Genomic DNA, 25713 nt, shown 5'->3' with positions numbered 1-25713 from the left:
TAATCTCACTTTCAAGATAGTGAATATGATAAAATATGTGAGTGATAAGGAGGCTATTATGAAGTTTAAAGTACCAGAGTCTTACAATAACTATACAATTAGAGAAATTTTCCAAGAATTAAAACTTCCTAAAAAGGCATTGCATGAATTAAATATGTCTAAAGACATAACAATTAATGATAACGCCGCTAAACTTACAGATAAAGTTGAAACTGGCGACAACGTATTTGTACCAAACCCAGAGGATAAAAGTAATTATTTACCAAGTTACCGACTAGCGAATATTATGTATGAAGACGATGACTTAGCCATTGTTAAGAAACCTAAAGGTGTTAAAACACATCCGAATGATTTAAAAGAAAGTAATACGCTCATGAACCATCTTATCTATACAATGGATACGGATTATGTTGAGCCTATCCATCGTCTAGACCAGGAAACAGTTGGCTTACTTATCGTCGCTAAAAATCCGATTATGAAGAAGATTCTTGACCGCATGCTAGAAGATAACCATATTAATCGTATTTATAAGGCGCATGTGAAAAGTCTATTACCAATAAAACCTCAAACAATCAATAAACCGATTGGTAAAGATAAATTCCATCCAAATAAGAGACGTATTTCAACTACGGGTCAAGCAGCCATCACTCATATCCTTGATTCTAAGATGATTAAAGAAGGTGTTTGTGAGGTTGATTTAAAGCTTGATACAGGACGAACACACCAAATACGTGTACATCTAGCCGACTTAGGTTATCCGGTCCTTGGTGACCCTTTATATGGCGACTCAACGCTAAGAAAGCTTAAACTTAACAGTCATCAAATCGATTTTACACATCCTTTAACTAAAGAACGCATATCCGTTTCGTTAGACGATACGAAAAAATAAATTTGAAGCTAGGAATAGCGAGATGAGATTTATGAACGCACATAAACCTATTTTACGTGAAGCAATCTCGTACTCGATAGCATCGTAAACGAATTTGTTAGAGAACCATATTTTAGACCTAAATTAAAAAGCTCACCTTAACCACATCATGTGATTAAGGTGAGCTTATCTTATGAGTTCTTGTTTAATAATAAAGTAATTTCCTAACAGCTGACTCCTAGGGGAGTAGCGTGAGTCTGGAGACTACAGGCTCCAGCCACGCCCCAGGAAAGCATGCTGTTAAGGAAATTAACTTATTTAACACTATTCAAGTCGAAAGAAGAACTATGGTCATAGATATAATGTCTTATTTACGATTGAAACGGCTTTTAAGCTTGTGTACCCAAGAAGAACGCTTAGGTTTCACAGGTTGACCTACAGAAGTCGTACCTTTATTTCTTAACTTTTCACCATACTCCATAGCTTCATTCATTAAATAAAGTTGAGAGTTTAATGGCTGACGGTCATTCTTATTGTAATGATACTTACCTTCTTTGTCCATGTAACGACCTTTTTGGTTATCAGAAAGTTGTAACTCTAAGAATTCTTTTAAGCGATTCGCAATTTTAGGATCATGTACAGGGAATAAAATTTCAACACGTTTAATCATGTTACGTGTCATAATATCCGCTGAAGATAAGTACATTCTTGAGTCACCGTTGTTATGGAAGTAGTAGATACGAGAGTGTTCAAGTAGACGACCTACTACACTTACTACTTCAATGTTCTCACTTACACCAGGGATACCTGGTTTTAAACAACAGATACCACGGACAACAAGCTGTACTTTAACACCTGCTTGAGATGCTTCAAATAATTTTAAGATAATAGCTTTATCAGTTAATGAATTCATTTTCATCATCATTTTACCATTACCATGTTGTCTATGACTTTCGATTTCTTTATCGATGCGTTCAATGAATTTATCACGAATATCAAATGGTGCTACGATTAATTCGTTGTAATCAGGTTTAACTGAATAACCACTTAAGTAGTTAAAGAAGTTCATCGCATCTTCACCGATTTGTTCATTTGTAGTGATAATACCCATATCAGTGTATAACTTAGCCGTTTTATCATTGTAGTTACCAGTACCAAGATGTACATAAGGTACCATCTTACCGTTCATACGTTTAACTACAAGCGTAATTTTACTGTGTGTTTTAAGATGCGTCATACCATACATAACGTGGCAACCTGCATCTTCTAACATTTTAGCCCAGTGTACGTTATTTTCTTCATCGAAACGCGCTTTTAACTCAACTAAAACTGTTACCTGTTTACCATTTTCAGCTGCATTTTTTAATGCTTCGATAATTGGTGAATCACTACTTACACGATATAGTGTTTGTTTAATCGCCATCGTGTTAGGATCTTCTGAAGCTTCACGAATGAAATCAACGATTGGTTCAAAAGATTCATATGGGTGATGGAAGAAAATATCGCGTTGTAATGATAAATCATAAACATTTTCATTGCCTAATGATTGTGGTGGTTGTGGAATGTATTTTTCGTATTTAAGATGTTTAAGTTTATTAGATAAATGACCAACTAAATCAGATACCATAGTTAAGTCTAATGGGCCATCTACATAATACACATCTTCATCAGAAACTTCTAATGTGTCGATTAACCAATCAATGCTTGTTTGGTTATCGTTTTGACGTCTATTATCGATTTCAAGACGTACAGCAGCACCACTTTTACGTTCTTTTAAGAATCGTTCGATTTCAATTAATAAGTCTTCGGCACCATCTTCATGGATAGTTAAATCTGCATTACGCGTAATGCGGAATGTATAAGTACTTAAGATGTCAAAACCTCTAAATAAATATTCAATGAAATGCGTAATGACATCTTCAATTAAGACGATATACTGCTTGTTATCATCATTGATTGGAATAAAACGGTCTAATAATGTAGGAATTTGAACGATAGCAGAGTTAATTTCTTCATCTGTATCGATATCCACGAAAATATTTAACGTTTTATTGTTTAATTTTGGGAATGGACGATATGCATCAATACCTAATGGTGTTAAAGTAGGTAAAATATCATTCTTGAAAATTTCTTCTAATTGTTGAAGCTGTGCTTCAGAAAGTTCTTCCGGGCGCACCATTTCAACCTGGTAGTTACGTAATTCATCTAATAATTCATTGTATCTTTCATATTGTTTTGTAACGTTTACACGATTCTTTTTCTCGATTTCAGTTAATTGCTCCTCTGGCGTTAACTGAGCTTTATTTTCAGGTTTGTCATATCCAAGTTTAACTTGGTCTTTTAAACCAGCGACACGAACCATAAAGAATTCGTCTAAGTTAGAACTTACAATAGAAATGAAGTTTAATTGTTCTAATAGAGGATTTGATTCATCGTAAGCCTCTTGTAAAACACGATAGTTAAAATCTAACCAACTTAATTCACGGTTGTTATAGTATTTAGGATTATTAATATCTACAGAATTGTTATTTGATGCATCTTTCACTATATTCCCCACCTTATCATACTTATATTTAGCTCTGTATAATTACAGAATATCATAAATGCATTCAACTTATTAATTGCCCAATTATAAAGTTTTTGTAAAGGTTATATTCATGTCTTCTTTTAAAATACGTTCAATGTGTTTTTTTTGTCTATTAGCTTGATACTCCTCAGCAACTGGTTCACCTTTGTAGTGAACAAACAAATTAAAGCCTTTCTTCTTAGCAGGCTGTAAATCAAGTTGACTTACAGAATTAATATTAGAAACATTCATCGCATTAACGAACTTAATAATACCGCCTAATGCTTGAATTTCATCAATTTCCTTACTGTCAAACCAGCCGATTTCATGACTATAAAACTTAAGTAATGTCTTGTTCTTGAAGCTTGCTAACAACGCGAGCTTAACACGATTCTTATGAGTAAAGCCATTGATGCTTGAATTAGAGATAATATAGAACGTATGTTGAGAACTTGAATCAGCATCTATAAAGGACCCTAAATAGTATAAGTATGCACCCTTTAGGAAAAGCTCTTTAAGATTATCTGAAACTTTAAGTTTCCCAAGATCATGCAACTGATTAAAAAGCATTTCTGCTAATCGAACACGTTGCTCAGCGCCCTTACTCTCAATTTTATATTCATTAGCTAAATGAAATAGCGCATCTTGTCTGACCTTTTTAGAATCGAATTCATCCTTATACGTTTTACTCAACTCGCTCATTACATACCCTTCCCTCAATCCTTTTCGAGAAAACGTGAATTGAGTAGCATCAATTTCTTCATACAACGTTTTAAATACGCTAACAGCTGGAAGGATAATATCCACGCGGTCTTGACTTAAACCATCTAAATTCGTTAAGTCATCTCGAGAACTTTTACGGATCATATCATAAACTTTTTGGATGTCCTTTTTATCCATCGTGTAGCCATGTACCCCCGCAATTGGGTAACTTAAATTTGACTGATGGATGCGCGCAACGTTACGCGCAGACCCACCAATCCCTACTAATGGAATGTCTTGATCTTGAATCCAGTCTAATGACTTAAATTGTTCAGATAGGAATTTTTCCATCTTTTTAATACTATTCTTATCATTATGAGGTTCACCGTTGAAGAATTTACGTTTTAACGTCACGACACCAAATGGAAAACTATGTGCGTGAATTAGCTTTTTATCTTTGAAAAGAGTAATTTCAGTAGAACCACCGCCAATATCTACTGTAACCCCATCAGGTACACTAGTTGTGTGGGTTACAGCATAATAACCGTAGTAAGCTTCATCTTCTTCAGGTACGATTTGAATATCAACATCAATCGCATCTTTAACCCTTTGAAGAATGACATCTTGGTTAGCAGATTGACGGATTGCTGCAGTTGCAATTGGATAAAGCGCATCGACTTTATATTTATCTGATACCTTTTTAAAGCTTTTTAAAGTGTCTGTTAATACATCAATACCTTCATCAGTCATTTGTTGATCATCTGTGAGATACTGACTTAACCTTGCAGGCGTTTTAATATTTTGTATTTCATTTAATCCAATCATGCGATTGTATTCAAATATTACTAAACGAATCGTATTGGAACCGATATCAATTAAAGCAATGCGTTCCATAACTGCCTCCTTATTTTGGGTGTACCATGTCTTCAGGATTGATCCATTCATTGAATTGTTCTTCTGTTAAATGACCTGAAGCTACTGCTGCTTCTTTTAATGTTAAGCCTTCTTTATGTGCTTTTTTAGCAATAGAAGCTGCTTTTTCATAACCGATGTGAGGGTTTAATGCTGTTACTAACATTAATGAACGGTTTAAGAATTCATCAATGTGTTCTTCAATTGGCTCAATACCAACTGCACAATTGTCATTAAATGTGTTCATACCATCAGCTAATAAATAGATAGATTGTAATGTGTTGTGTAAGATAACTGGCTTGAATACGTTTAATTCGAAGTTACCTTGAGAACTTGAGAAGTTCACTACTGTTTCGTTACCCATAACTTGAACAGCTACCATAGTTAACATTTCACATTGTGTTGGGTTAACTTTACCTGGCATGATAGATGAACCTGGTTCATTTTCAGGAATAGAAATTTCACCTAAACCAGCACGTGGACCTGAAGCTAACCATCTAATGTCATTCGCAATCTTCATTAAATCACCTGCTAATGCAGATAAGCCACCATGTAATTGAACTACTTCATCATGCGCTGTTAAAGCGTGGAATTTGTTCTCAGAAGAAACGAATGGGTAACCAGTGTTTTCTTTGATATAAGCAGCAACTTTATCCCCAAATTCTGGGTGCGCGTTAATACCTGTACCAACGGCAGTACCACCAATTGCAAGGTTTAAGATGTGCTTTCTTGATTCGTTAAGTAGTGTTTCACACTTATCTAACATATAGCGCCAACCACTGATTTCTTGACCTAATGTAACTGGCGTAGCATCTTGTAAGTGCGTTCTACCAATTTTAATAATATCTTGGAATTTGTCTTCTTTTTCTTTTAAAGTGTTGCGTAATTTATTAATCGCAGGTAGTAGTTTTGCTTCTACTTCGTGATATAAAGCAACATGCATTGCTGTTGGGAAAGTATCGTTAGAACTTTGTGACTTATTCACGTCATCATTAGGATGAACCGTTTCGTCGCTACCTTTTTCTTTTAGGTATTCATTCGCAACATAGCTCACAACTTCGTTAACGTTCATGTTACTTTGAGTACCACTACCTGTTTGCCAAACTACTAATGGAAAGTGCTCATCTAGCTCTTTATTGATAATACGATCACATGCTTGTACAATCGCATCTTTTTTATCATCGCTAAGTTTACCTAATTCATTGTTTGCTTTTGCTGCTGCACGTTTTAATTGTGCGAAGCCATAAACAACTTCTAAAGGCATACGTTCTTTACCTACTGGAAAGTTACGTTTACTTCTTTCTGTTTGAGCACCCCAATACTTGTCTGCAGGTACTTCGATTTCACCAAATGTATCATGTTCAATTCTTACTGACATCATAAAGCTCCCCTTTTTAATTAATAAATTGCTTACTTTAATTATACCATTAATTAAATTCAACCTTCAATGTACGAAAAACGTGTATGCTTCATTAAATTTCACAGTTTATTCTTTTAATGAAAACTTATCTTTAGCACGTTGAATAACCGCAATTGCAGTAAGTATGTAAAGAATGGCAGCGATTATTAAAGTAATTGGACTAAGTGTTACTAATGTTCCTAATAGACCGTTCAGCCCATTATAAAACGAACCTAATACATTAAATAGTATCGCTGTAATGATAAAGATACATACAACGCTCACTACAACACCCGTTTGGTTACTTTTAATAAAAGTATGTGCAGGAACATCTTCTTTAGTAAGCCCTTTAGATAAGTTCATTTGAAGCTCGACAACTTTAAAGAACACCGGTAGATATAATGCGCCTAAAGCAATCGGAAATCCCTTAATAGATAGCAGACTCACAATGACCGTTAGAATCATCAGATGTATCCAAAAACGTTTTAGTTTCATAATAAACTCCTTTTAATTCTTGTTAGTAAGTATTTTATCACAACTTGGTTTTGAAATTACATCAAGCTTGATATATCTGAGAAAAAGCGCAATTGTTAAAATTTCTAAAAAATTTTAAATATTTTGTTTTGGTTATTGAAATAGTTTTGATTACATAATACAATCATTACTGAATGATTTTGGTTTTTAATTTTTATTAATTATCAATTTTATTTAAAATTATTTTTATGTAGGAGGACATTTAATGAACAAGAAACTTATTTTAACTTTAGGGGTAGCGACATTAGTTTCTGCGCCGCTTTCTACTCAAGCATTACATGCCAAAGAGGACACTAAAGAACGTACATCATTATTACAATCAGCTAATAAAGATGTAGAACAAAAAACAGTTACATCTAATGCTGATGCTAAAAAAGCACTTCAATCAATTGGTAATAACGGTGGTGGCACAAGCTCACGTTCTAAAACTTCAAGTGTTGCTGGCTACAAAAACTATGAAGTAACAGAATCTAAAAAAGACGAACAAGGTTTCACTCACTACACACTTAAACCAAAAGTAAACGGTGTTGAAGCTGATAACGAAATCAAGCTACATACGAACAAAAGTAATAAAGTTGAAATGATTAACGGTTCAGTAGACAAGAAAAACGTTACTGTATCTAATCAACAAAAAGTTTCTAAGCAACAAGCAATCAAAAGTGCTTTTAAAGGTATCGGAAAAAAACAAAGCGAAGTAAAAAATATCAACGGCCATAAAGTTGTTGATGAGGCTAAATTACAAATCGACTCAGACAAAAATAAATTAGTTTACAATGTTAAAATTAATTACATTAAACCTAATTTAAAGAGCTGGGAAGTTAAAGTAGACGCTGAAACTGGTGAAGTTCTTTCTAAAGCAAACAACCTTAAAGAAGAAAACGTTCAAGGTTCAGGTACTGGTGTTAAAGGTGACACTAAAGAACCATTAAACGTATTCAACAACAATGGTACTTATGAACTTAAAGATACAACTAAACCAACAGTAATCGAAACGTTCGACGCTCAAAATACTAACGGTATCCAATCTAAAATTACAAATGATTCTCCTAACTTTACTAAAGAGAACCACCGTGCTGGTGTAGATGCGCATTACAATGTAGATAAAACTTACAAATACTATAAAGATACATTTAATCGTGAAAGCTATGACAACAATGCTGCTCCAATGGAATCAATTGTTCATTACCAATACAACTTAAACAATGCGTATTGGAATGGTCAATACATGATCTTTGGTGACGGTGATGGTCAACGTTTCACTAGCTTAGCAGCTTCTGATGACGTAATTGCTCACGAATTAACACACGCTGTAACTGATAAAACAGCTAAACTTGTTTATCAAAACCAACCAGGTGCTTTAAATGAGTCATTCTCTGACGTATTTGGTTACTTCGTTGACGATGAAGATTGGTTAATGGGTGAAGATTCTTATACACCTGGTCAAGAAGGCGATGCTTTACGTAGCATGTCTAACCCTCGTCAATTTAACCAACCAGATCACATGGATAGGTACCAATATACTTCTCAAGATAACGGCGGCGTTCATATCAACAGTGGTATCCCTAACAAAGCTGCTTATAATACAATCAATGAAATCGGTAAAGAGAAATCAGAAAAGATTTACTACCGTGCATTAACTCAATATTTAACTGGTAACTCTCAATTTACAGACGCTAAACAAGCATTAATTCAATCTGCTGAAGACCTTTATGGTCCAACTGAAGCTCAAGCAGTTGAACAAGCTTGGAACCAAGTTGGCGTTAACTAATTAGAGCTAAAATGCTCAAAAAGCTGGGAACTTAATGTTCCTAGCTTTTTTAATGCCTACAATTCATTAAATAGCTAAAAAATTGGCTTAGCCTTATAATAATCACCTAATAGCTGAATCCTAGGGGTGGGGTCCCCGGCACATATAAAAGAACAAAGAAGCTCATACTTCTTTGTAAGTTCAACTAACGAATTGAAAATTCGAGTTGAGCTTTATAAGTAAAATTTCAACAATTACGTCTATAGGGCTTTTCAAGAAGTATTCATGGTCACCTTAGAGATCACTTTCCTCCCCTAACCTTTGAAAATCCCTCGATTCCCCCGCTTACACTAATGCCTCAAAAACACAAAAAAACTCAACCACTTTCGTGATTGAGTTCAATACGTATTATTGTTCGTCGTTTTCATCTAAGTCTGAACGAACCGCTTCTTCATGCTCTTTATCATATTTCGCTTCATCGTTCTCTTCAGAAATTTGTTCCATTTCTTTTCCTAGTTCTACGACTTCATCGTAACCATCAACCATTTCATTCTCATGGTTAATATGTTTATCCTTCTCTGACATGAAGGTCATCTCCTTAATTAAGCAAAGTGTTGCGTAAAGTATGTTTTCACATCTTCAGGTAAGCCGCGTGCTGCTTCTTCGTCTAAAATAACATTAACCATACGGTGGTTATTAAGGCCAGCTGGTTCGAAGCTACTACCATTCTCTTCATATAATTTCTTAATGAAGTCAGCTTTGTTTGCACCAGTTGCAACAACCATAACCTCGCGCGCATTCATTAAGTTAGAATCAACTTTTAGGTTTAAACTGCCTTTTGCATCAACTGAAACAACTTGAAATATTAATTTACCTTTGTTGTCTTTAGTCTTAACTTTGTCCTTAATATAATTTTCAACGTTTTCATTATATTGAAGTGAGTGAATTTGTTTATTCGGTACACCTAGTGCTTTGTAGAATGAACCATTATTGTCGTAATCTAAAATTTCGATTTGGCTGAAATCAACTGGATGTCTATCAACATCTTTTTTTAATTCGTCTAAAATATGCATATCTTCTTCTTGAATGTGCACACCTACGATAGAAGTTGGATTATTATTAAATTGTTTTCTCATAATGTCAGCTACGTATGCTGTTGTTAATTCTTTGTTTCCAAAGACTTTAAAGTTCATTGCCATGATATACACTCCTCTTATTTCAATCAGTTTCAGTTTTGTCACTTATTATAAGCTATATACCCATTTTTAATAGTTTTTAAAACATTAATCTCATCATCTAATACGACAAGGTCTGCATCTTTACCTACTTCAATACTACCCTTTTGATGATGAATATTTAATGCCTTGGCTTGATTATAACTTGTTACGCGCCATAAATCTTCTAAAGATGCATGTGTGAAACGCATTAAATTCGCTAATCCTTCATTCATCTTTAAGATACTACCGGCTAATGAACCGCTTTCTAAGCGTGCTTCGTTATTTTTCACGATCACGTTTTGACCGCCTAAGTCATATTCTCCATCTGGCATGCCTTTTGCGCGCATCGCATCGGTAATTAAATAAAAGCGACGGTTCGTTTTCATTTGATACGCAATGTTCACCGCTTCAGGATGGGAATGTACACCATCAACGATTAATTCCGTATGTGCTAGAGGATTCGTCCAAGCCGCCCCGAAAAGCCCTGGCGCTCTATGATTGAATCCTTGGCCTGCATTGTATAAATGCGTGATATGTCTTGCACCTTTCGCAATCGCAGTATTCGTCTCTTCAAACGTCGCTACAGAATGTCCTAATGAAAAGATGATACGATCACTTAAATGTTCAATCGTTTCAATCGCACCTTCAACCTCAGGTGCAATCGTTACAATCTTAATCATTTGTTTCGACACATCATATAAATGTTCTAAATCATTAACACTTGGTCGTCTGACGAATTTAGGATTTTGTGCACCAACTTTATGTTCTGAAATGAACGGACCTTCTAAGTGAACACCTAATATTTCTGCATGATCCACTGGTGCTTGCTCGTGATAACTAGCAATGGCCGTTAAGGCCTTTTCAATGGCATCAAACGATTGCGTCATGGTAGTCGGTAAATAACTTGTTGTCCCTTCTGAAAGTAACTGTTGAGACAAATGCTTTAAACCAGCCGCGTCGGCATCCATCGCATCGTGACCATAGCCACCATGAATATGAATATCGATAAAGCCAGGCAACACGTGGTGACCTTTAGCATCCACGACCTCTAAGTCACCGTTGTAGTCACCTTCTGCGATACGTTTAATAGTACCTTGTGCAATTTCGATGTAACCGTGATGGATCGTCTTATATTCTGTGTAAATACGCGCATTGGCAATGACATAATGATTCATAAATAGGACTCCTTATTGAATTTCTGGATAGTCTTGTTGGCGTAAAGCTTCATAGATTAGAATAGCTGCAGTATTCGATAAGTTTAATGCTCGTACATTGTCTGTCATCGGTAGACGTAAAGCAGTATTTTCATACTTCTCTTTCACCCAACTTGGAAGACCTGTCGTTTCCTTACCAAAGATAAAGTAATAATCCTTTGATACGTCACCAAAGTCTTGAGTCGTATGTGGCTTAGAACCAAATTTCGTTAATAAGAAATAGTCGCCATCTGTTTGTTCAAAAAATGCTTCAATACTATCATAATACGTAATATCAACAAATTTCCAATAGTCTAACCCTGCACGACGTAACATTTTATCATCCGTACTAAAACCGAGTGGCTTAATTAAATGTAGTTTCGTATTCGTCGCCGCACACGTTCTCGCGATATTACCTGTATTCGCTGGAATTTCAGGTTGATAGAGTACTACATGATTTGTCATAAAACTAACTCCTTTTTTGTAATCCTTTTAACATTTCAGTTTGAACTTCTTCAATTTCATTATCATACTGTGAATCGATGTAACCTTTCGCATCATCACCTAGTATTTGTCCAATCGCCCAGTAAGCGGTAGCGCGTATCATTGGACGTGCATCGTTTTCTGCCACGCCCTTTAAAGTAGGAACCGCGTCCACTTCTTTAAAATGCGCGAGCGCTAAGATCGCATTACGCTGAATCGGTTTCTTACCGCGCCACGCACCTGCTAAATGACCATACGTCTCCTTGAATTCGCGATTAGACATTTGAAGTAACGGAACAAGACGGGGTTTCAATGTTTCAGGCTCAAGCACAATATCTTCTTGCGTCGTATTAATACCTCTATTCTTCGGACACACTTGCTGACACGTGTCGCAACCATAAAGACGGTTACCGATCTTGTAACGATATTCATCAGGCATGTAACCTTTCGTTTGCGTTAGAAAGCTGATGCACTTCTGACTGTTTAATGACCCGTCACCTACTAAAGCACCTGTCGGACATCGGTCGATACAAATCGTACAGTCACCGCAACTATCCATAATAGGATCATCCGGTTCAAACGGAATACTCACGAGCATTTCACCGAGATACGTCCATGTACCTAATTTCTGATTTAGAATGAAACCATTTTTAGCGGCATAACCAAGTCCAGCACGTTCAGCAACAGCTCTGTCGGATAACACACCCGTATCAACCATAGACTGAATATCAACATCAGGCACGCGCGCTTTAATAAAGTCAGCTAACTTATTTAAGCGAATACGCATGATACTATGATAGTCCATACCCCAAGACGCACGCGCAAACATACCACGACGATCACCACGCTTACTACGTGGTGCGTTCGGTAATTTATTCGGATAGCCTACCGCAATCGCGATAATTGAACGTGCAGTTGGTAGACTAAACTTAGGATTCGTTCTTAACTCAATATCATCCGTTGCTTCAAATCCTGAAGCGTACCCTTTTTCATGATATGCCTTTAACCGTTGTTTCAGCTCATCAAATGGATCCGCAGTCGTAAAACCAATCTCATCGATCCCGATTTCATGTGCATATGCAATGATTTCATCCTTCAATACACGAGTATCCATCTTATCCCTCCGTAGAAATTGACGTATTAATTTTATCATATTTTACAGTGAGCGTATGTATCGTTACAGACTTTTTCTCCATCCCCACTTGAAAAGCCCTTTAAGAAATTGATGCCCTTTCGAATCTAAATAATTTGTTTAGCTTGAGACATAAGTTGTGAAATAGAGCATTTAAACTTTATTGTTTGCAATTCTCAAATCAGCTGACTCCTAGGGGAATAGCATGAGACCGGAGACTACAGGCTCCGGCCATGCCCCAGGAAAGCATGCTGTTTAAGAGAATTGTTTAATAAGTCTCAAGCCCTTTTCAAAAAGAAGAACCGTTCGAATAGTTTAACTACCCTAACGGTTTTCATATGCTTATAAAACGCGATTTAGAAATTGCTTCGTTCGTTCATGACTCGGTTTCATAAATAGCGACTCTGGTTCACCCGCTTCAACAATTTGGCCATCTGCCATAAAGATTACTTTGTCACTAACCTCTCGCGCGAATGTCATCTCATGGGTTACAATAACCATCGTCATACCTTCTTTCGCAAGTTGCTTCATAACGGCTAAAACTTCGCCTACGACTTCAGGGTCAAGTGCTGAAGTTGGTTCATCAAATAGAAGTACCTCAGGATTCATCATTAACGCTCGTGCGATTGCGACAAGTTGCTTTTGCCCACCGGAAAGTGTAGAAGGATAACTATCCGCCTTATCTTCTAAGCCGACCTTCTCAAGAAGTGCGAGTGCCTTCGTCTTAAGTTCTGACGTTGAAGCCTGATTCAATAATGTTGGTGCTAATACAAGATTTTCAACCACGGTCTTATGTGGGAAGAGATTAAAGTTCTGGAATACCATACCGAGCTTCTGACGGAGCTTATCGATGTTCGTCCCTTTAACGTTACATCTTGACCATTTATAATGACCTGACCTTTAGTCGGTGTTTCGAGTAGATTCATGCAGCGTAATAGCGTACTTTTACCACTACCTGAAGGTCCTATAATCGCTACGACTTCCCCTTGATGAATATCTAAATCAATCCCCTTTAAAATCGCGTTCGTTTGAAATGATTTGTATAATTGGTTAATTTTAATCACTGACACTCATTCTCCCTTCAATATAAGCTAGTAATCGAGATAGTGTGAACGTTAGTACAAAGTAGAATAATGCCGCAATTATGAGTGGTGTGAAAGGATCAAAAGAGGCACCTTGAATGACTTGGGCGTTATACATAATTTCGCTCACACCTATAATTGAAACAATGGATGATTCTTTAATGACTGTGACGAATTCATTACCAAGTGCAGGTAAGATATTCTTGATTGCTTGTGGCATGATGACCGCTTTCATAGATTGTTTATAATTGAGCCCTAAACTACGTGCCGCTTCCATTTGACCTTTATCAACTGCGTTAATACCAGCACGTATAATTTCCGCGATATATGCGGCACTATTGATAATTAATGCGATAATCCCACATACGAGTGCTGAAATATCTAAACCAAGTACCGCTGTCGTTCCGAAGAACACTAAGAATACTTGAACGAGTAACGGTGTCCCTCGAATAAATTCGATGTATACGACTGCTAGCCATTTTAAAGGTATGAAAGGACTTAATTTCATTAAGGCAATGAGCCCACCTAATATTGCACCTGCAAGTACACCTATTATAGAAACGATGATCGTGTTCTTTAAACCTGTTGCTAAGAACCCGCCGTACTTCGCCAAGAACGAACCATCATCTAACATTGCTTTACCAGCCTTTTCCTTATATTGATCAATGAGGCCTTTATCCATAATATCTTTTAGAACTGTATTCACTTTTGCCATTAAGATTGGAGATGATTTAGGCATCGCGATCGCCGTTCCTTTATCTTTCGTATCAAATTCCCCTGGTGCGAAGGTTAATTCTGGATTCTTCATTAAATATGCTTCTGCTACAGGCCCTTCAATTGCTAAACCGTCAATTTTCCCTGTCTTTAATGACAGTATAAGTTCAGGTACACGAGCTAGAGCTTGAAGGTCTGAGTCAGGTAACTCATTCTTAACAAGTTCTTCTTGGGTCGATTGCTTTTGCGCACCTACCTTCTTGCCATTAAAGTCTTTGATATCTTTGAACGTATCCTTATCTTTCTTTTTCATGATCATCTTCTGTGGAACTTCCATATAATCTATGGAAAAGTCCACTTCCTTCTTACGTTCGGCTGTAGGCGTTAATGCTGAAATTAATAAATCTACCTTGCCTGTTTTAAGTGCGCCGAGTAACGTATCGAATTGCATATTCACGATTTGAAGTTCAACACCTAAATCCTTTGCGATACGTTTCGCTACTTCAATATCAATACCTACATATTCACGTTTACCATTAATTTGTTTCTCAAATTCATATGGCGCGTAATCAGCGGATAATCCGACACGTAAGACCCCTCGTTTCTTTATATCTTCCCATGTTTTGTCCGTTTCTTTTCCTAAAGCTTGACTTGTTAATGAACTCACGATGAGCAGTAACATTAATATGACTGACATAATCTTGGTGTAAATTCGTGATGTTGTCATGGCAGCCCCTCCTCTATTATGATTAATGATTATACAACCACATGAATTATTATGCAATATTTAATTCATATTTTTTTAAATTCCCTTTTCATATAGAAAAAGACCTGAGATGCTAAGATCTCAGGTCATCTAAATCAGACTTATTAAACGCACGTGGCTTTTCAAAAGGGAAAATCGATGGTGCATGTAGGTTATTTAACTGTTTCGAATTTAAATATCTTGTCATCGTAGCCTGGTAACCACTTCTTACAAACCTGGTGGACAATAAAGCCGCACACGAAAGGTATAATGAAATAACCAAAAATGAGTAAGATGATATTCATAGTCGTATCCCCGTCCATGCGATTTAATGCATTGAGTGGACCGACTAATCCAGTATAACCAAAGCCAGCTGACATTGGCGTTCCTTTAATGCCGATTAAATAGGTGATGATACCGGCGATGACACCATTTATAAATAATGGCACCGCGATAATTGGATGTTTAAAGTAAACAGGAATCATCATCTTAGCTGCACCGACAATAAGGATCAGGTTAATACCTGTAGCATTAATACGTAGTGAACCGAATATAAACGTTACGCAGGCTGCAACAATACCCATATTGGCAGCACCACTGCCTAGCCCTGTTAAACTAATCGCAGTTGCGATAGCGACTAAAGAAATCGGTGTCACCATAAATAATGAGTAGAATACAGCGATTAGAATACTCATTAATAACGGATTAAGTTCTGTGAAACCATTGATCAGTTGACCTAGCGCTTTCGTTACCTTTGAAACATGTGGCAACGTAAGCAGCCCTATTACAGCACTGACAACTGGTATTAAGACAGGCAAGATAATCATATCAAATGAGCCGAACTTTCCATTTAAGAACATATATAATAAACAAGCAATCGTAAGTACGATAATTAAGTTAATAATATCGCCTATACCTTTTAAAACAATCGCCCCATCTTGAAAATGAAGCGCACCAGAACCAATCATACAAGCAGTTCCTACCATTGCTGAACCTGGACCACCGAATTTAAGCGCATTCGCAGCAAGCACACCAATAATGAATGACATAAAGAATTGAATAACTGTAACGATTTGGTAAATTAATTCTAAAAAAGGTTGCCCTTCCTTAAAGAACTTCAGCAATTCACCTAGCAAAGCATTTGGTAATAATGCGATTACTACCCCAGCACCAATGGCGTTTAGTAAATTGTTGAAGAAACTTTTGAAGGAAAACTTCGATTCTTCCATTGTTAATAATCTCCTTCTATTTGTTTACAATATCTATAATCATAGTATAAGGCAGGTAAAACTACAATAGGAGATTGCATATTTCGGTATCTTATTGCACTTAGAACGGAAGTCCGTTCCAAGCGATGATCCATACAAGCGGTGTTAGTATCGCAAAGCCTATCGCATTAAGCATAACGATTGGTTTCCAGCTACGATTATGAAGCATAGGTATAAACGTTAAAAGGATTAAAATTAAGCATATCGCCGGGAAAATAGTCATAGGTATGAGTGCTTTGTGCGTATCTAATATAAAGTGCGTACTTTGTGAAATGATAAAGTAAATATAATTAAGCAAACTGATAATCGTGAAAAACGGTTTCATAATGCCTTCCTTTCTCTTTATGGCTATTGATAATAGTTTTAACAAAAAAAGACGTTTCCCCATTAAATGAGGAAACGTCTCTTGATACCAGTGGCCGGGCTCGAACCGGCACTCTTATTCAGAACTAGATTTTGAGTCTAGCGTGTCTGCCAATTCCACCACACTGGCTAACCTTTAGAAGTTCAAAATATTAATCTTGTATCGATTAATATTTTATTGATTTAATATATTATACTATTAGTTAGACGTTTCGTCAATATGGTGCGATTGCTTAGTAATCAAACTACATGATAAAAAATCGAGCGAGTATATAGGCTAATACGATATTAACTATATTTAAGATCGCACTAATTTTCCATATCTTATGATGGCTTTTTAACGTCTTTGATAGACCCGATGAAACTAAGGCTAATATGAAGGATGTTGCTACGAATAGCGGTACCCCAATCAAACGCCAAAACGCATCTTGAAAAATAACCATCGTAAACGAGAGTTGCGTATAATTCAAAATATTTAATATCCAGCATATATGACGATTCATAACATCACCTTCCTAAGCAATTGCTAAAGATATTCAATGTTTGCTCTTACATTGTTGAAAGTGACCACTTTAATCTATACATTTCTAACTTAGTATGAATGTATGAATTAACCTTTATAAAATTTAAAAGCCTACCCACATGAAATAAAAAATAATTGGGATAATAATAACTAAATTTAATACACAAAGTAGAATGTTTCTTACAAAGCTACTATCCGAGATTTTCTTAGCGCGTCTAAGTATAACATCTACAATTAAAATGATGATTGACGTACCGGCGAATAGAGCCACAAGGCTAAAGCCATCAACGACCTTGTTGTAACTTGCGACAATTAATAGTATAAGAAAGATGTAATTTAATATTTGCAGTAATCGCATTACGTTTTTCATCGTCGACACTCCTTTCTAATTTGATAAACTAAGTAAGTTTTTAAGTGTTTATTGAACTTTTTTTAAATGCCTTGCAATTAAGCATTAATCGAAATTCAACTCATTTCGTAAAACTTTTCTAAAGGGCTTTTCAAAGGTAAATAAAGGTCTTAACTGTGATGTCTTGATAATAATGTAAAAAAGCACTCAATTTGAATAGACGTTATTGTAAAGCAAACATGACGAACGTAGTTGTAAGCGTAACTAGGACATTTAAACCATTTAGGATCATGCTTACCAACCACAAGCGTTTGTGGTTCGTTGTATAGCTATGCATAAGTACTGAAACGAATAGTAAAACGACTGACGTTATCGCTAACACAAACATTCCAGCGAATAAGTTGCTTAAGCTATTAAATAAGATGATGAGTACGAATAAAGGTAAGTAGTTAAGTATATTGATACCAATTCCTACGATACGTTCCATATAATCACCTCTTGAGCGTTTCGTTTATAAACTATGATTAGAACCCCAAAAACGTTTCATTTAACATAACATAATGATATATTTTATATAAGTTTCTTTTAGTAAATAAGCATACTTAAATACGATAACATAATTTATGAAATAATTGCATATAAAAAAGAACTAGATCATATCTAGTTCTTGAATTTATTATCTAATTTTAGGTAAGCAAGTTGACGCGATAAAGCCTATGAATAGTAGTGCCCCTATCGACGTAAACATGATTGTATAATTGCCAATCGCTTGGATGTAACCAATGATAATTGGAGATACTGCTGTACCTAAGAATAATAAGAAGGTATTAACTGAAAGGAAGAATCCTTTGTTTTCTTTAGTTAATAAACCAATCTTAGAAATTAAGCTTGGAACAGCGAATGAAACACATGTAACGAATAAGACACTTAATGTCCCTATTATAAGAATGTTTTCAGAAAGTCCTAGTAGAATTAAGAAGACACTACCAAATAATAAGGCAAAGAATAAAACTGTTTTAACACTGTAACGGTCACTTAATCTACCTGAAGTTAATGATAGTATCATACCAATGACACCTAATAATTTAATGATATATGCGACTTCAGTACCTGCATTAATCTGAGGTGAGTTTAAGTAAAGATTTAAAACGGCATACATATTAACGAAACTCATCAATAATAGAAATGCTATAATATACGTTAAAATGATGCTTTTATTTTTACTAATTGATTTAAAATTACTAAAGAAGCTAATGATATCAATGTCAGCTTGTTTGTATGGACTTTTAGGTATAAAAAAGATTACTGCGATTAATGATACTAAGTAAAGTACACTTAAAATAAGAAAGACATATTGCCAACCTAGTGAAGAAGCGATAAGCTCACTAAAAATTTGTCCGATGACACCTGCTAAAAGGAAACCAGTACTAATAAAACTAATTGCTGTAACACGTTTACGTGCAGGAAACATCTCTGTGACATATGTTAAAGCGACTGGTGAGAATGTCGCTGCAAATAGTCCTTGTAATGATCTTAAAATAATGAAGTATTGGAATGATTGCGCGAATGTAATCGCGAGCGTCATAATAGTTAAAATAAGTAAACCAGCTGAAATGACAACTTTTCGTCCGAATTTATCAGAAAGAATACCATAGAATAAACAACCTATCGCAAATGACAGTGAGAAACATACACTTGAAAGCGCGATACTACCCTTGTCTACGTGCAAACCTTCAGCAACTTGTTGCTCTATAGGAATCGCACAATAAAGACTAATCATCACGAAAAGCCCTATAAAGAAAAGGATAGTAGTTATCCTGTTATATCTTAATGACATGATTAACCTTCTTTCTTATAGAATTCAATATCCTCTATATTAGTTTTAAAGTTAATATTTGTAAATATATATTCTAAAATATGTAATATTAGTAATTTTCTTTTAATTAGGGGATAAACAAAAAGCACTGGACGCGATGTCCAGTGCTTTTAATCTATGTTAAATGATGATATTAATAGTAATAATTGTTATTCGTTACGTTAACAGATGTAACGGCAGTTTCGTTATCACCATAGTGGTTAACTGCTTGTTGTTGAGAAGGATTAGCTTGTCCAGTCTCGTTTAAATTAGTTGGATTGGCTTTGTTGTGTGTAGCTTGTTGACTGACTTGCCCTGAAGCGTTTTGCTGCTCTGAAATTTGAGTTTGAAAATTAGTAGACTGTTTAACACTGTAGTTGTCAGTAGGTTGACCTTGGTCTACTGAATTCGTTAAGCGTACAAGTTCAACGCGTTGTTGATTAGAATTCACTGCTGAATCGATGTGTTGAACAACTTGATGATCACTTACACTACTTTTCAACTCATTTATAGAATCGGCATAAGGAAGTTCAGCTGCTTGAGCAGATGAATTACTCATTAAGAAGAACATGCCGGCTATAATTACAGAAAAGATTAAAGAGCTCAGCGCTTTAAGTTTCATCTATAACCCTCCTATTCAATTATGTTGTCTTGCAAATTAATTATAGCATACTTAATTAGTAAAATTGAAGAAATTTAATACACTTAATCAAATATTCATATTAATTTAACTATGAGTTAATAAACATCTTGAATATAGAGTATTTATAGTTATAACTGATACATATAATTTTAACATTTAAAATAACTGGTTGAATTAAACTATTGAGATTTGAAAAAGAAGGTTTGTTAACTTGAATGGTAGATTTCTAAAAAAAGGCATAAAAAAAGCTTCCATTCTGGAAGTAATAATTGGAGCGGAAGATAGGACTTACACCTATATCTCATTCCGGGAAGGAATGTGTTCTAAGAATTAAACTACTCCCGCATATGAAATTAAAATGGAGCGGAAGATAGGACTTGCACCTATATCTCATTCCGGGAAGGAATGTGTTCTAAGAGTTGAACTACTCCCGCATAAATATCAATGGAGGCGGCAACCGGATTTGAACCGGTGAATAGAGGTTTTGCAGACCTCGGCCTTACCACTTGGCTATGCCGCCAATAACTGGGCTAGCTGGATTCGAACCAGCGCGTGACGGAGTCAAAGTCCGTTGCCTTACCGCTTGGCTATAGCCCATTAATAATAAAGGGCGGTTGATGGGAATCGAACCCACGAATGCCGGAACCACAATCCGGTGCGTTAACCACTTCGCCACAACCGCCATGGCAGGGGCAGTAGGAATCGAACCCACATCAAAGGTTTTGGAGACCTCTATTCTACCGTTGAACTATGCCCCTATTGATATGAGTGGAGGGGGGCAGATTCGAACTGCCGAACCCGAAGGAGCGGATTTACAGTCCGCCGCGTTTAGCCACTTCGCTACCCCTCCAAGATGGTGCCGGCCAGAGGACTTGAACCCCCAACCTACTGATTACAAGTCAGTTGCTCTACCAGTTGAGCTAGGCCGGCCAATATGGTTCAGGACAGAATCGAACTGCCGACACAAGGATTTTCAGTCCTTTGCTCTACCGACTGAGCTACTGAACCATAATAACAATGGCGGTCCCGACGGGAATCGAACCCGCGATCTCCTGCGTGACAGGCAGGCGTGTTAACCGCTACACTACGGGACCTAAATATAAAATTGCGGGAGGCGGATTCGAACCACCGACCTTCGGGTTATGAGCCCGACGAGCTACCGAACTGCTCCATCCCGCGATAATAGTATTTAAATAAAAATGGCGGAGGAAGAGGGATTCGAACCCCCGCGGGCCGTTAAGCCCCTGTCGGTTTTCAAGACCGATCCCTTCAGCCGGACTTGGGTATTCCTCCAAAAATTATATGGACCTTGCAGGATTCGAACCTGCGACCGAACGGTTATGAGCCGTTAGCTCTAACCAACTGAGCTAAAGGTCCTAAATATAATCCGTAATTAATATTAGTGGCGGCGGAGGGGATCGAACCCCCGACCTCACGGGTATGAACCGTACGCTCTAGCCAGCTGAGCTACGCCGCCCTATTATCTATTTCTCTTTATTTTCATTTAAATGGTGGAGAATAGCGGGTTCGAACCGCTGACCTCCTGCGTGCAAAGCAGGCGCTCTCCCAGCTGAGCTAATCCCCCATTACTAAAACTTAGTAGTCGGGAAGACAGGATTCGAACCTACGACCCCTTGGTCCCAAACCAAGTGCTCTACCAAGCTGAGCTACTTCCCGTATAAATGAATGCGCCCGATAGGAGTCGAACCCATAGCCTTTTGATCCGTAGTCAAACGCTCTATCCAGTTGAGCTACGGGCGCATATATTTTAATGAATAATGGTGCCGAGGACCGGAATCGAACCGGTACGGTAATCTCTTACCGCAGGATTTTAAGTCCTGTGCGTCTGCCAGTTCCGCCACCCCGGCAAAATAATGGAGCAGAAGACGGGATTCGAACCCGCGACCCCAACCTTGGCAAGGTTGTATTCTACCGCTGAACTACTTCTGCATATGCGGGTGAAGGGAGTCGAACCCCCACGCCGTGAGGCGCTAGATCCTAAGTCTAGTGCGTCTGCCAATTCCGCCACACCCGCTTAAATGGTGAGCCATAGAGGATTCGAACCTCTGACCCTCTGATTAAAAGTCAGATGCTCTACCAACTGAGCTAATGGCTCTTGAGATGGTGCCGGCCAGAGGACTTGAACCCCCAACCTACTGATTACAAGTCAGTTGCTCTACCAGTTGAGCTAGGCCGGCTAATATTTAAATGGTGGAGAATGACGGGTTCGAACCGCCGACCCTCTGCTTGTAAGGCAGATGCTCTCCCAGCTGAGCTAATTCTCCTATATGTAATAGCTTGGCAACGTCCTACTCTTGCGGAACGTAAGTCCGACTACCATCGGCGCTAAAGAGCTTAACTTCTGTGTTCGGCATGGGAACAGGTGTGACCTCTTTGCTATTGTCACCAAACTATAAGAATGTAACTTATACATTCAAAACTAGATAGTAAGTAAATGATAAAACCAAGACAAAACATTTAAAATTGATTAAGTCTTCGATCGATTAGTATTCGTCAGCTCCACGTATCGCTACGCTTCCACCTCGAACCTATTAACCTCATCATCTTTGAGGGATCTTATAACCGAAGTTGGGAAATCTCATCTTGAGGGGGGCTTCATGCTTAGATGCTTTCAGCACTTATCCCGTCCATACATAGCTACCCAGCTATGCCGTTGGCACGACAACTGGTACACCAGAGGTATGTCCATCCCGGTCCTCTCGTACTAAGGACAGCTCCTCTCAAATTTCCTACGCCCACGACGGATAGGGACCGAACTGTCTCACGACGTTCTGAACCCAGCTCGCGTACCGCTTTAATGGGCGAACAGCCCAACCCTTGGGACCGACTACAGCCCCAGGATGCGATGAGCCGACATCGAGGTGCCAAACCTCCCCGTCGATGTGAACTCTTGGGGGAGATAAGCCTGTTATCCCCGGGGTAGCTTTTATCCGTTGAGCGATGGCCCTTCCATGCGGAACCACCGGATCACTAAGTCCGTCTTTCGACCCTGCTCGACTTGTAGGTCTCGCAGTCAAGCTCCCTTATGCCTTTACACTCTATGAATGATTTCCAACCATTCTGAGGGAACCTTTGAGCGCCTCCGTTACACTTTGGGAGGCGACCGCCCCAGTCAAACTGCCCGCCTGACACTGTCTCCCACCATGATAAATGGTGCGGGTTAGAAAGCCAACACAGCTAGGGTAGTATCCCACCAACGCCTCCACGTAAGCTAGCGCTCACGTTTCTAAGGCTCCTACCTATCCTGTACAAGCTGTGCCGAATTTCAATATCAGGCTACAGTAAAGCTCCACGGGGTCTTTCCGTCCTGTCGCGGGTAACCTGCATCTTCACAGGTACTATGATTTCACCGAGTCTCTCGTTGAGACAGTGCCCAAATCGTTACGCCTTTCGTGCGGGTCGGAACTTACCCGACAAGGAATTTCGCTACCTTAGGACCGTTATAGTTACGGCCGCCGTTTACTGGGGCTTCGATTCGTGGCTTCGCAGAAGCTAACCACTCCTCTTAACCTTCCAGCACCGGGCAGGCGTCAGCCCCTATACATCACCTTACGGTTTAGCAGAGACCTGTGTTTTTGATAAACAGTCGCTTGGGCCTATTCACTGCGGCTCTTCCGGGCATACACCCCAAAGAGCACCCCTTCTCCCGAAGTTACGGGGTCATTTTGCCGAGTTCCTTAACGAGAGTTCGCTCGCTCACCTTAGAATTCTCATCTTGACTACCTGTGTCGGTTTGCGGTACGGGCACCAAGTATCTAGCTAGAGGCTTTTCTTGGCAGTGTGAAATCAACGACTCGAGGAAACGTATTTCCTCTCCCCATCACAGCTCAACCTTATGAGTGCCGGATTTGCCTAACACTCAGTCTTACTGCTTGGACGTGCACTCCAACAGCACGCTTCGCCTATCCTACTGCGTCCCCCCATCGCTTAAAACGATAATAGGTGGTACAGGAATATCAACCTGTTATCCATCGCCTACGCCTGTCGGCCTCAGCTTAGGACCCGACTAACCCAGAGCGGACGAGCCTTCCTCTGGAAACCTTAGTCAATCGGTGGACGGGATTCTCACCCGTCTTTCGCTACTCACACCGGCATTCTCACTTCTAAGCGCTCCACATGTCCTTGCGATCATGCTTCACCGCCCTTAGAACGCTCTCCTACCATTGTCCGAAGGACAATCCACAGCTTCGGTAATATGTTTAGCCCCGGTACATTTTCGGCGCAGTGTCACTCGACTAGTGAGCTATTACGCACTCTTTAAATGATGGCTGCTTCTAAGCCAACATCCTAGTTGTCTGGGCAACGCCACATCCTTTTCCACTTAACATATATTTTGGGACCTTAGCTGGTGGTCTGGGCTCTTTCCCTTTCGAACATGGACCTTATCACCCACGTTCTGACTCCCAAGTTAAATTATTTGGCATTCGGAGTTTGTCTGAATTCGGTAACCCGAGAGGGGCCCCTCGTCCAAACAGTGCTCTACCTCCAATAATCATCACTTGAGGCTAGCCCTAAAGCTATTTCGGAGAGAACCAGCTATCTCCAAGTTCGATTGGAATTTCTCCGCTACCCACAGCTCATCCGCTCACTTTTCAACGTAAGTCGGTTCGGCCCTCCATTCAGTGTTACCTGAACTTCAGCCTGGCCATGGGTAGATCACCTGGTTTCGGGTCTACGACCAAATACTATCTCGCCCTATTCAGACTCGCTTTCGCTACGGCTCCACATTTGCTGCTTAACCTTGCATCAGATCGTAACTCGCCGGTTCATTCTACAAAAGGCACGCCATCACCCATTAACGGGCTCTGACTATTTGTAAGCACACGGTTTCAAGTTCTCTTTCACTCCCCTTCCGGGGTACTTTTCACCTTTCCCTCACGGTACTGGTTCACTATCGGTCACTAGAGAGTATTTAGCCTTAGGAGATGGTCCTCCTAGATTCCGACGGAATTTCACGTGCTCCGTCGTACTCAGGATCCACTCAAGAGAGAAAACATTTTCGACTACAGGATTATTACCTTCTTTGATTCATCTTTCCAGATGATTCGTCTAACATTTTCCTTTGTAACTCCGTATAGAGTGTCCTACAACCCCAATAGGCAAGCCTATTGGTTTGGGCTCTTCCCGTTTCGCTCGCCGCTACTCAGGGAATCGATTTTTCTTTCTCTTCCTCCGGGTACTAAGATGTTTCAGTTCTCCGGGTCTGCCTTCTGACATGCTATGAATTCACATGTCGATAACACAACATAACTTGTGCTGGGTTCCCCCATTCGGAAATCTCTGGATCACAGCTTACTTACAGCTCCCCAAAGCATATCGTCGTTAGTAACGTCCTTCATCGGCTTCTAGTGCCAAGGCATCCACCGTGCGCCCTTAATAACTTAATCTGTTATTAAT

19 protein-coding genes, 24 tRNA genes, 2 rRNA genes and 1 pseudogene are annotated in these 25713 nt (G+C 38.4%); 2 read left to right on the top strand and 44 right to left on the bottom strand.

Features of this window, described 5'->3' with window-relative positions; all coding sequences use genetic code 11:
- The first annotated feature begins 58 nt into the window (after nucleotides 1-58).
- Nucleotides 59-889, top strand: coding sequence for an RluA family pseudouridine synthase (locus tag ACF3N8_RS06405; RefSeq protein WP_017176440.1), 831 nt, complete (start codon nucleotides 59-61; stop codon nucleotides 887-889).
- Nucleotides 890-1235: 346 nt separating this feature from the next.
- Here ACF3N8_RS06405 and ACF3N8_RS06400 read toward each other — a convergent pair whose 3' ends face one another.
- From ACF3N8_RS06400 to ACF3N8_RS06385, 4 genes are all read right to left on the bottom strand, one after another.
- Nucleotides 1236-3413, bottom strand: a complete 2178-nt coding sequence (locus ACF3N8_RS06400; protein WP_009384147.1) for an RNA degradosome polyphosphate kinase — start codon at nucleotides 3411-3413, stop codon at nucleotides 1236-1238.
- An 84-nt stretch (nucleotides 3414-3497) separates the two neighbouring features.
- On the bottom strand, nucleotides 3498-5030 hold the full coding sequence (gene ppx, locus ACF3N8_RS06395; protein WP_238101845.1) for an exopolyphosphatase: 1533 nt from the start codon (nucleotides 5028-5030) through the stop codon (nucleotides 3498-3500).
- 10 nt (nucleotides 5031-5040) lie between these two features.
- Nucleotides 5041-6426, bottom strand: coding sequence for a class II fumarate hydratase (fumC, locus tag ACF3N8_RS06390; protein ID WP_238100956.1), 1386 nt, complete (start codon nucleotides 6424-6426; stop codon nucleotides 5041-5043).
- Between the two features lie 108 nt (nucleotides 6427-6534).
- Entirely contained in the window at nucleotides 6535-6942 is a 408-nt protein-coding gene (locus tag ACF3N8_RS06385) for a hypothetical protein (RefSeq protein ID WP_009384152.1), read from the bottom strand.
- A 244-nt stretch (nucleotides 6943-7186) separates the two neighbouring features.
- Here ACF3N8_RS06385 and ACF3N8_RS06380 point away from each other — a divergent pair, with 244 nt between their 5' ends.
- Nucleotides 7187-8749 (top strand): M4 family metallopeptidase, encoded by a 1563-nt coding sequence (locus ACF3N8_RS06380; RefSeq protein ID WP_238101846.1) that lies wholly within the window; start codon nucleotides 7187-7189, stop codon nucleotides 8747-8749.
- 387 nt (nucleotides 8750-9136) lie between these two features.
- On the opposite strand, the gene ACF3N8_RS06375 is transcribed toward ACF3N8_RS06380, so the two are convergent.
- The 40 genes and pseudogenes from ACF3N8_RS06375 to ACF3N8_RS06180 form a co-directional block, all read right to left on the bottom strand.
- Nucleotides 9137-9313 (bottom strand): SAS053 family DNA gyrase inhibitor, encoded by a 177-nt coding sequence (locus ACF3N8_RS06375; protein ID WP_009384155.1) that lies wholly within the window; start codon nucleotides 9311-9313, stop codon nucleotides 9137-9139.
- Nucleotides 9314-9330: 17 nt separating this feature from the next.
- A complete protein-coding gene (locus ACF3N8_RS06370) occupies nucleotides 9331-9927 on the bottom strand; it encodes a 6-phosphogluconolactonase (protein WP_009384156.1) in 597 nt (198 codons plus the stop codon).
- 38 nt (nucleotides 9928-9965) lie between these two features.
- Nucleotides 9966-11120, bottom strand: coding sequence for an N-acetylglucosamine-6-phosphate deacetylase (nagA, locus tag ACF3N8_RS06365; RefSeq protein ID WP_238100955.1), 1155 nt, complete (start codon nucleotides 11118-11120; stop codon nucleotides 9966-9968).
- Between the two features lie 12 nt (nucleotides 11121-11132).
- On the bottom strand, nucleotides 11133-11603 hold the full coding sequence (trmL, locus tag ACF3N8_RS06360; protein WP_009384159.1) for a tRNA (uridine(34)/cytosine(34)/5-carboxymethylaminomethyluridine(34)-2'-O)-methyltransferase TrmL: 471 nt from the start codon (nucleotides 11601-11603) through the stop codon (nucleotides 11133-11135).
- 4 nt (nucleotides 11604-11607) lie between these two features.
- Nucleotides 11608-12735: a tRNA epoxyqueuosine(34) reductase QueG gene (queG, locus tag ACF3N8_RS06355; RefSeq protein WP_017176439.1), complete on the bottom strand. Its 1128-nt coding sequence runs from the start codon at nucleotides 12733-12735 to the stop codon at nucleotides 11608-11610.
- Nucleotides 12736-13095: 360 nt separating this feature from the next.
- Nucleotides 13096-13380: a hypothetical protein gene (locus tag ACF3N8_RS06350; protein ID WP_392450435.1), complete on the bottom strand. Its 285-nt coding sequence runs from the start codon at nucleotides 13378-13380 to the stop codon at nucleotides 13096-13098.
- Nucleotides 13381-13383: 3 nt separating this feature from the next.
- Nucleotides 13384-13817: pseudogene (locus ACF3N8_RS06345) on the bottom strand (amino acid ABC transporter ATP-binding protein); the annotation flags it as partial.
- Complete coding sequence (locus ACF3N8_RS06340; protein ID WP_392449768.1) at nucleotides 13810-15276, bottom strand: ABC transporter substrate-binding protein/permease; 1467 nt, start codon at nucleotides 15274-15276, stop codon at nucleotides 13810-13812. The pseudogene ACF3N8_RS06345 and the gene ACF3N8_RS06340, both read right to left, overlap by 8 nt.
- Before the next feature lie 191 nt (nucleotides 15277-15467).
- Nucleotides 15468-16523 carry a PTS transporter subunit IIC gene (locus tag ACF3N8_RS06335; RefSeq protein WP_238093265.1) on the bottom strand — a complete coding sequence of 352 codons (1056 nt, stop codon included), beginning with the start codon at nucleotides 16521-16523 and terminating at the stop codon, nucleotides 15468-15470.
- 100 nt (nucleotides 16524-16623) lie between these two features.
- Nucleotides 16624-16887, bottom strand: coding sequence for a hypothetical protein (locus ACF3N8_RS06330; RefSeq protein ID WP_009384165.1), 264 nt, complete (start codon nucleotides 16885-16887; stop codon nucleotides 16624-16626).
- An 85-nt stretch (nucleotides 16888-16972) separates the two neighbouring features.
- Nucleotides 16973-17055, bottom strand: a tRNA-Leu gene (locus ACF3N8_RS06325).
- Nucleotides 17056-17551: 496 nt separating this feature from the next.
- Nucleotides 17552-17818, bottom strand: coding sequence for a hypothetical protein (locus ACF3N8_RS06320; RefSeq protein ID WP_009384169.1), 267 nt, complete (start codon nucleotides 17816-17818; stop codon nucleotides 17552-17554).
- 202 nt (nucleotides 17819-18020) lie between these two features.
- Nucleotides 18021-18284, bottom strand: a complete 264-nt coding sequence (locus ACF3N8_RS06315) for a hypothetical protein (protein ID WP_009384170.1) — start codon at nucleotides 18282-18284, stop codon at nucleotides 18021-18023.
- Nucleotides 18285-18473: 189 nt separating this feature from the next.
- Nucleotides 18474-19634, bottom strand: coding sequence for an MFS transporter (locus ACF3N8_RS06310; RefSeq protein WP_238100954.1), 1161 nt, complete (start codon nucleotides 19632-19634; stop codon nucleotides 18474-18476).
- Nucleotides 19635-19806: 172 nt separating this feature from the next.
- On the bottom strand, nucleotides 19807-20274 hold the full coding sequence (locus ACF3N8_RS06305; protein ID WP_238093261.1) for a hypothetical protein: 468 nt from the start codon (nucleotides 20272-20274) through the stop codon (nucleotides 19807-19809).
- A 291-nt stretch (nucleotides 20275-20565) separates the two neighbouring features.
- Nucleotides 20566-20640 (bottom strand) — tRNA-Gly (locus ACF3N8_RS06300).
- Between the two features lie 14 nt (nucleotides 20641-20654).
- Nucleotides 20655-20729, bottom strand: a tRNA-Gly gene (locus ACF3N8_RS06295).
- Between the two features lie 11 nt (nucleotides 20730-20740).
- Nucleotides 20741-20815, bottom strand: a tRNA-Cys gene (locus ACF3N8_RS06290).
- A gap of 5 nt (nucleotides 20816-20820) precedes the next feature.
- Nucleotides 20821-20892 (bottom strand) — tRNA-Gln (locus ACF3N8_RS06285).
- A 12-nt stretch (nucleotides 20893-20904) separates the two neighbouring features.
- Nucleotides 20905-20977 (bottom strand) — tRNA-His (locus tag ACF3N8_RS06280).
- Between the two features lie 2 nt (nucleotides 20978-20979).
- A tRNA-Trp gene (locus ACF3N8_RS06275) sits at nucleotides 20980-21053 on the bottom strand.
- A gap of 11 nt (nucleotides 21054-21064) precedes the next feature.
- Nucleotides 21065-21145, bottom strand: a tRNA-Tyr gene (locus ACF3N8_RS06270).
- 4 nt (nucleotides 21146-21149) lie between these two features.
- Nucleotides 21150-21225 (bottom strand) — tRNA-Thr (locus ACF3N8_RS06265).
- A gap of 5 nt (nucleotides 21226-21230) precedes the next feature.
- Nucleotides 21231-21303, bottom strand: a tRNA-Phe gene (locus ACF3N8_RS06260).
- 10 nt (nucleotides 21304-21313) lie between these two features.
- Nucleotides 21314-21389, bottom strand: a tRNA-Asp gene (locus tag ACF3N8_RS06255).
- 11 nt (nucleotides 21390-21400) lie between these two features.
- Nucleotides 21401-21474, bottom strand: a tRNA-Met gene (locus tag ACF3N8_RS06250).
- Nucleotides 21475-21495: 21 nt separating this feature from the next.
- Nucleotides 21496-21588, bottom strand: a tRNA-Ser gene (locus ACF3N8_RS06245).
- A 10-nt stretch (nucleotides 21589-21598) separates the two neighbouring features.
- Nucleotides 21599-21672, bottom strand: a tRNA-Ile gene (locus tag ACF3N8_RS06240).
- 26 nt (nucleotides 21673-21698) lie between these two features.
- Nucleotides 21699-21772: transfer RNA gene (locus tag ACF3N8_RS06235), tRNA-Met, on the bottom strand.
- Between the two features lie 32 nt (nucleotides 21773-21804).
- Nucleotides 21805-21880: transfer RNA gene (locus ACF3N8_RS06230), tRNA-Ala, on the bottom strand.
- An 18-nt stretch (nucleotides 21881-21898) separates the two neighbouring features.
- Nucleotides 21899-21972: transfer RNA gene (locus tag ACF3N8_RS06225), tRNA-Pro, on the bottom strand.
- A gap of 10 nt (nucleotides 21973-21982) precedes the next feature.
- Nucleotides 21983-22056, bottom strand: a tRNA-Arg gene (locus ACF3N8_RS06220).
- Nucleotides 22057-22074: 18 nt separating this feature from the next.
- Nucleotides 22075-22163: transfer RNA gene (locus tag ACF3N8_RS06215), tRNA-Leu, on the bottom strand.
- Nucleotides 22164-22170: 7 nt separating this feature from the next.
- Nucleotides 22171-22245 (bottom strand) — tRNA-Gly (locus ACF3N8_RS06210).
- A gap of 3 nt (nucleotides 22246-22248) precedes the next feature.
- Nucleotides 22249-22330, bottom strand: a tRNA-Leu gene (locus ACF3N8_RS06205).
- Nucleotides 22331-22335: 5 nt separating this feature from the next.
- Nucleotides 22336-22411, bottom strand: a tRNA-Lys gene (locus ACF3N8_RS06200).
- A gap of 6 nt (nucleotides 22412-22417) precedes the next feature.
- Nucleotides 22418-22493, bottom strand: a tRNA-Thr gene (locus tag ACF3N8_RS06195).
- A gap of 11 nt (nucleotides 22494-22504) precedes the next feature.
- Nucleotides 22505-22580, bottom strand: a tRNA-Val gene (locus tag ACF3N8_RS06190).
- A gap of 11 nt (nucleotides 22581-22591) precedes the next feature.
- Nucleotides 22592-22706, bottom strand: a 5S ribosomal RNA gene (gene rrf, locus ACF3N8_RS06185).
- A 73-nt stretch (nucleotides 22707-22779) separates the two neighbouring features.
- Nucleotides 22780-25703, bottom strand: a 23S ribosomal RNA gene (locus ACF3N8_RS06180).
- Between the last annotated feature and the right edge of the window lie 10 nt (nucleotides 25704-25713).

Source organism: Staphylococcus massiliensis, from assembly GCF_043186315.1.
In the GTDB taxonomy this organism is placed as follows: Bacteria; Bacillota; Bacilli; order Staphylococcales; family Staphylococcaceae; genus Staphylococcus; species Staphylococcus massiliensis.
The sequence above is the reverse complement of the archived record's forward strand: the minus strand, read 5'-3'. Positions and strand labels throughout refer to the sequence as shown.

Bases quoted from the DNA above. Each gene is read 5' to 3' on its own strand.
- ACF3N8_RS06405 (WP_017176440.1), top strand. From the start codon at position 59: ATGAAGTTTAAAGTACCAGAGTCTTACAATAACTATACAATTAGAGAA.
- ppx (WP_238101845.1), bottom strand. From the start codon at position 5,030: ATGGAACGCATTGCTTTAATTGATATCGGTTCCAATACGATTCGTTTA.
- fumC (WP_238100956.1), bottom strand. From the start codon at position 6,426: ATGTCAGTAAGAATTGAACATGATACATTTGGTGAAATCGAAGTACCT.
- ACF3N8_RS06385 (WP_009384152.1), bottom strand. From the start codon at position 6,942: ATGAAACTAAAACGTTTTTGGATACATCTGATGATTCTAACGGTCATT.
- ACF3N8_RS06380 (WP_238101846.1), top strand. From the start codon at position 7,187: ATGAACAAGAAACTTATTTTAACTTTAGGGGTAGCGACATTAGTTTCT.
- ACF3N8_RS06375 (WP_009384155.1), bottom strand. From the start codon at position 9,313: ATGTCAGAGAAGGATAAACATATTAACCATGAGAATGAAATGGTTGAT.
- ACF3N8_RS06370 (WP_009384156.1), bottom strand. From the start codon at position 9,927: ATGGCAATGAACTTTAAAGTCTTTGGAAACAAAGAATTAACAACAGCA.
- nagA (WP_238100955.1), bottom strand. From the start codon at position 11,120: ATGAATCATTATGTCATTGCCAATGCGCGTATTTACACAGAATATAAG.
- trmL (WP_009384159.1), bottom strand. From the start codon at position 11,603: ATGACAAATCATGTAGTACTCTATCAACCTGAAATTCCAGCGAATACA.
- queG (WP_017176439.1), bottom strand. From the start codon at position 12,735: ATGGATACTCGTGTATTGAAGGATGAAATCATTGCATATGCACATGAA.
- ACF3N8_RS06340 (WP_392449768.1), bottom strand. From the start codon at position 15,276: ATGACAACATCACGAATTTACACCAAGATTATGTCAGTCATATTAATG.
- ACF3N8_RS06335 (WP_238093265.1), bottom strand. From the start codon at position 16,523: ATGGAAGAATCGAAGTTTTCCTTCAAAAGTTTCTTCAACAATTTACTA.
- ACF3N8_RS06330 (WP_009384165.1), bottom strand. From the start codon at position 16,887: ATGAAACCGTTTTTCACGATTATCAGTTTGCTTAATTATATTTACTTT.
- ACF3N8_RS06320 (WP_009384169.1), bottom strand. From the start codon at position 17,818: ATGAAAAACGTAATGCGATTACTGCAAATATTAAATTACATCTTTCTT.
- ACF3N8_RS06315 (WP_009384170.1), bottom strand. From the start codon at position 18,284: ATGGAACGTATCGTAGGAATTGGTATCAATATACTTAACTACTTACCT.
- ACF3N8_RS06310 (WP_238100954.1), bottom strand. From the start codon at position 19,634: ATGTCATTAAGATATAACAGGATAACTACTATCCTTTTCTTTATAGGG.
- ACF3N8_RS06305 (WP_238093261.1), bottom strand. From the start codon at position 20,274: ATGAAACTTAAAGCGCTGAGCTCTTTAATCTTTTCTGTAATTATAGCC.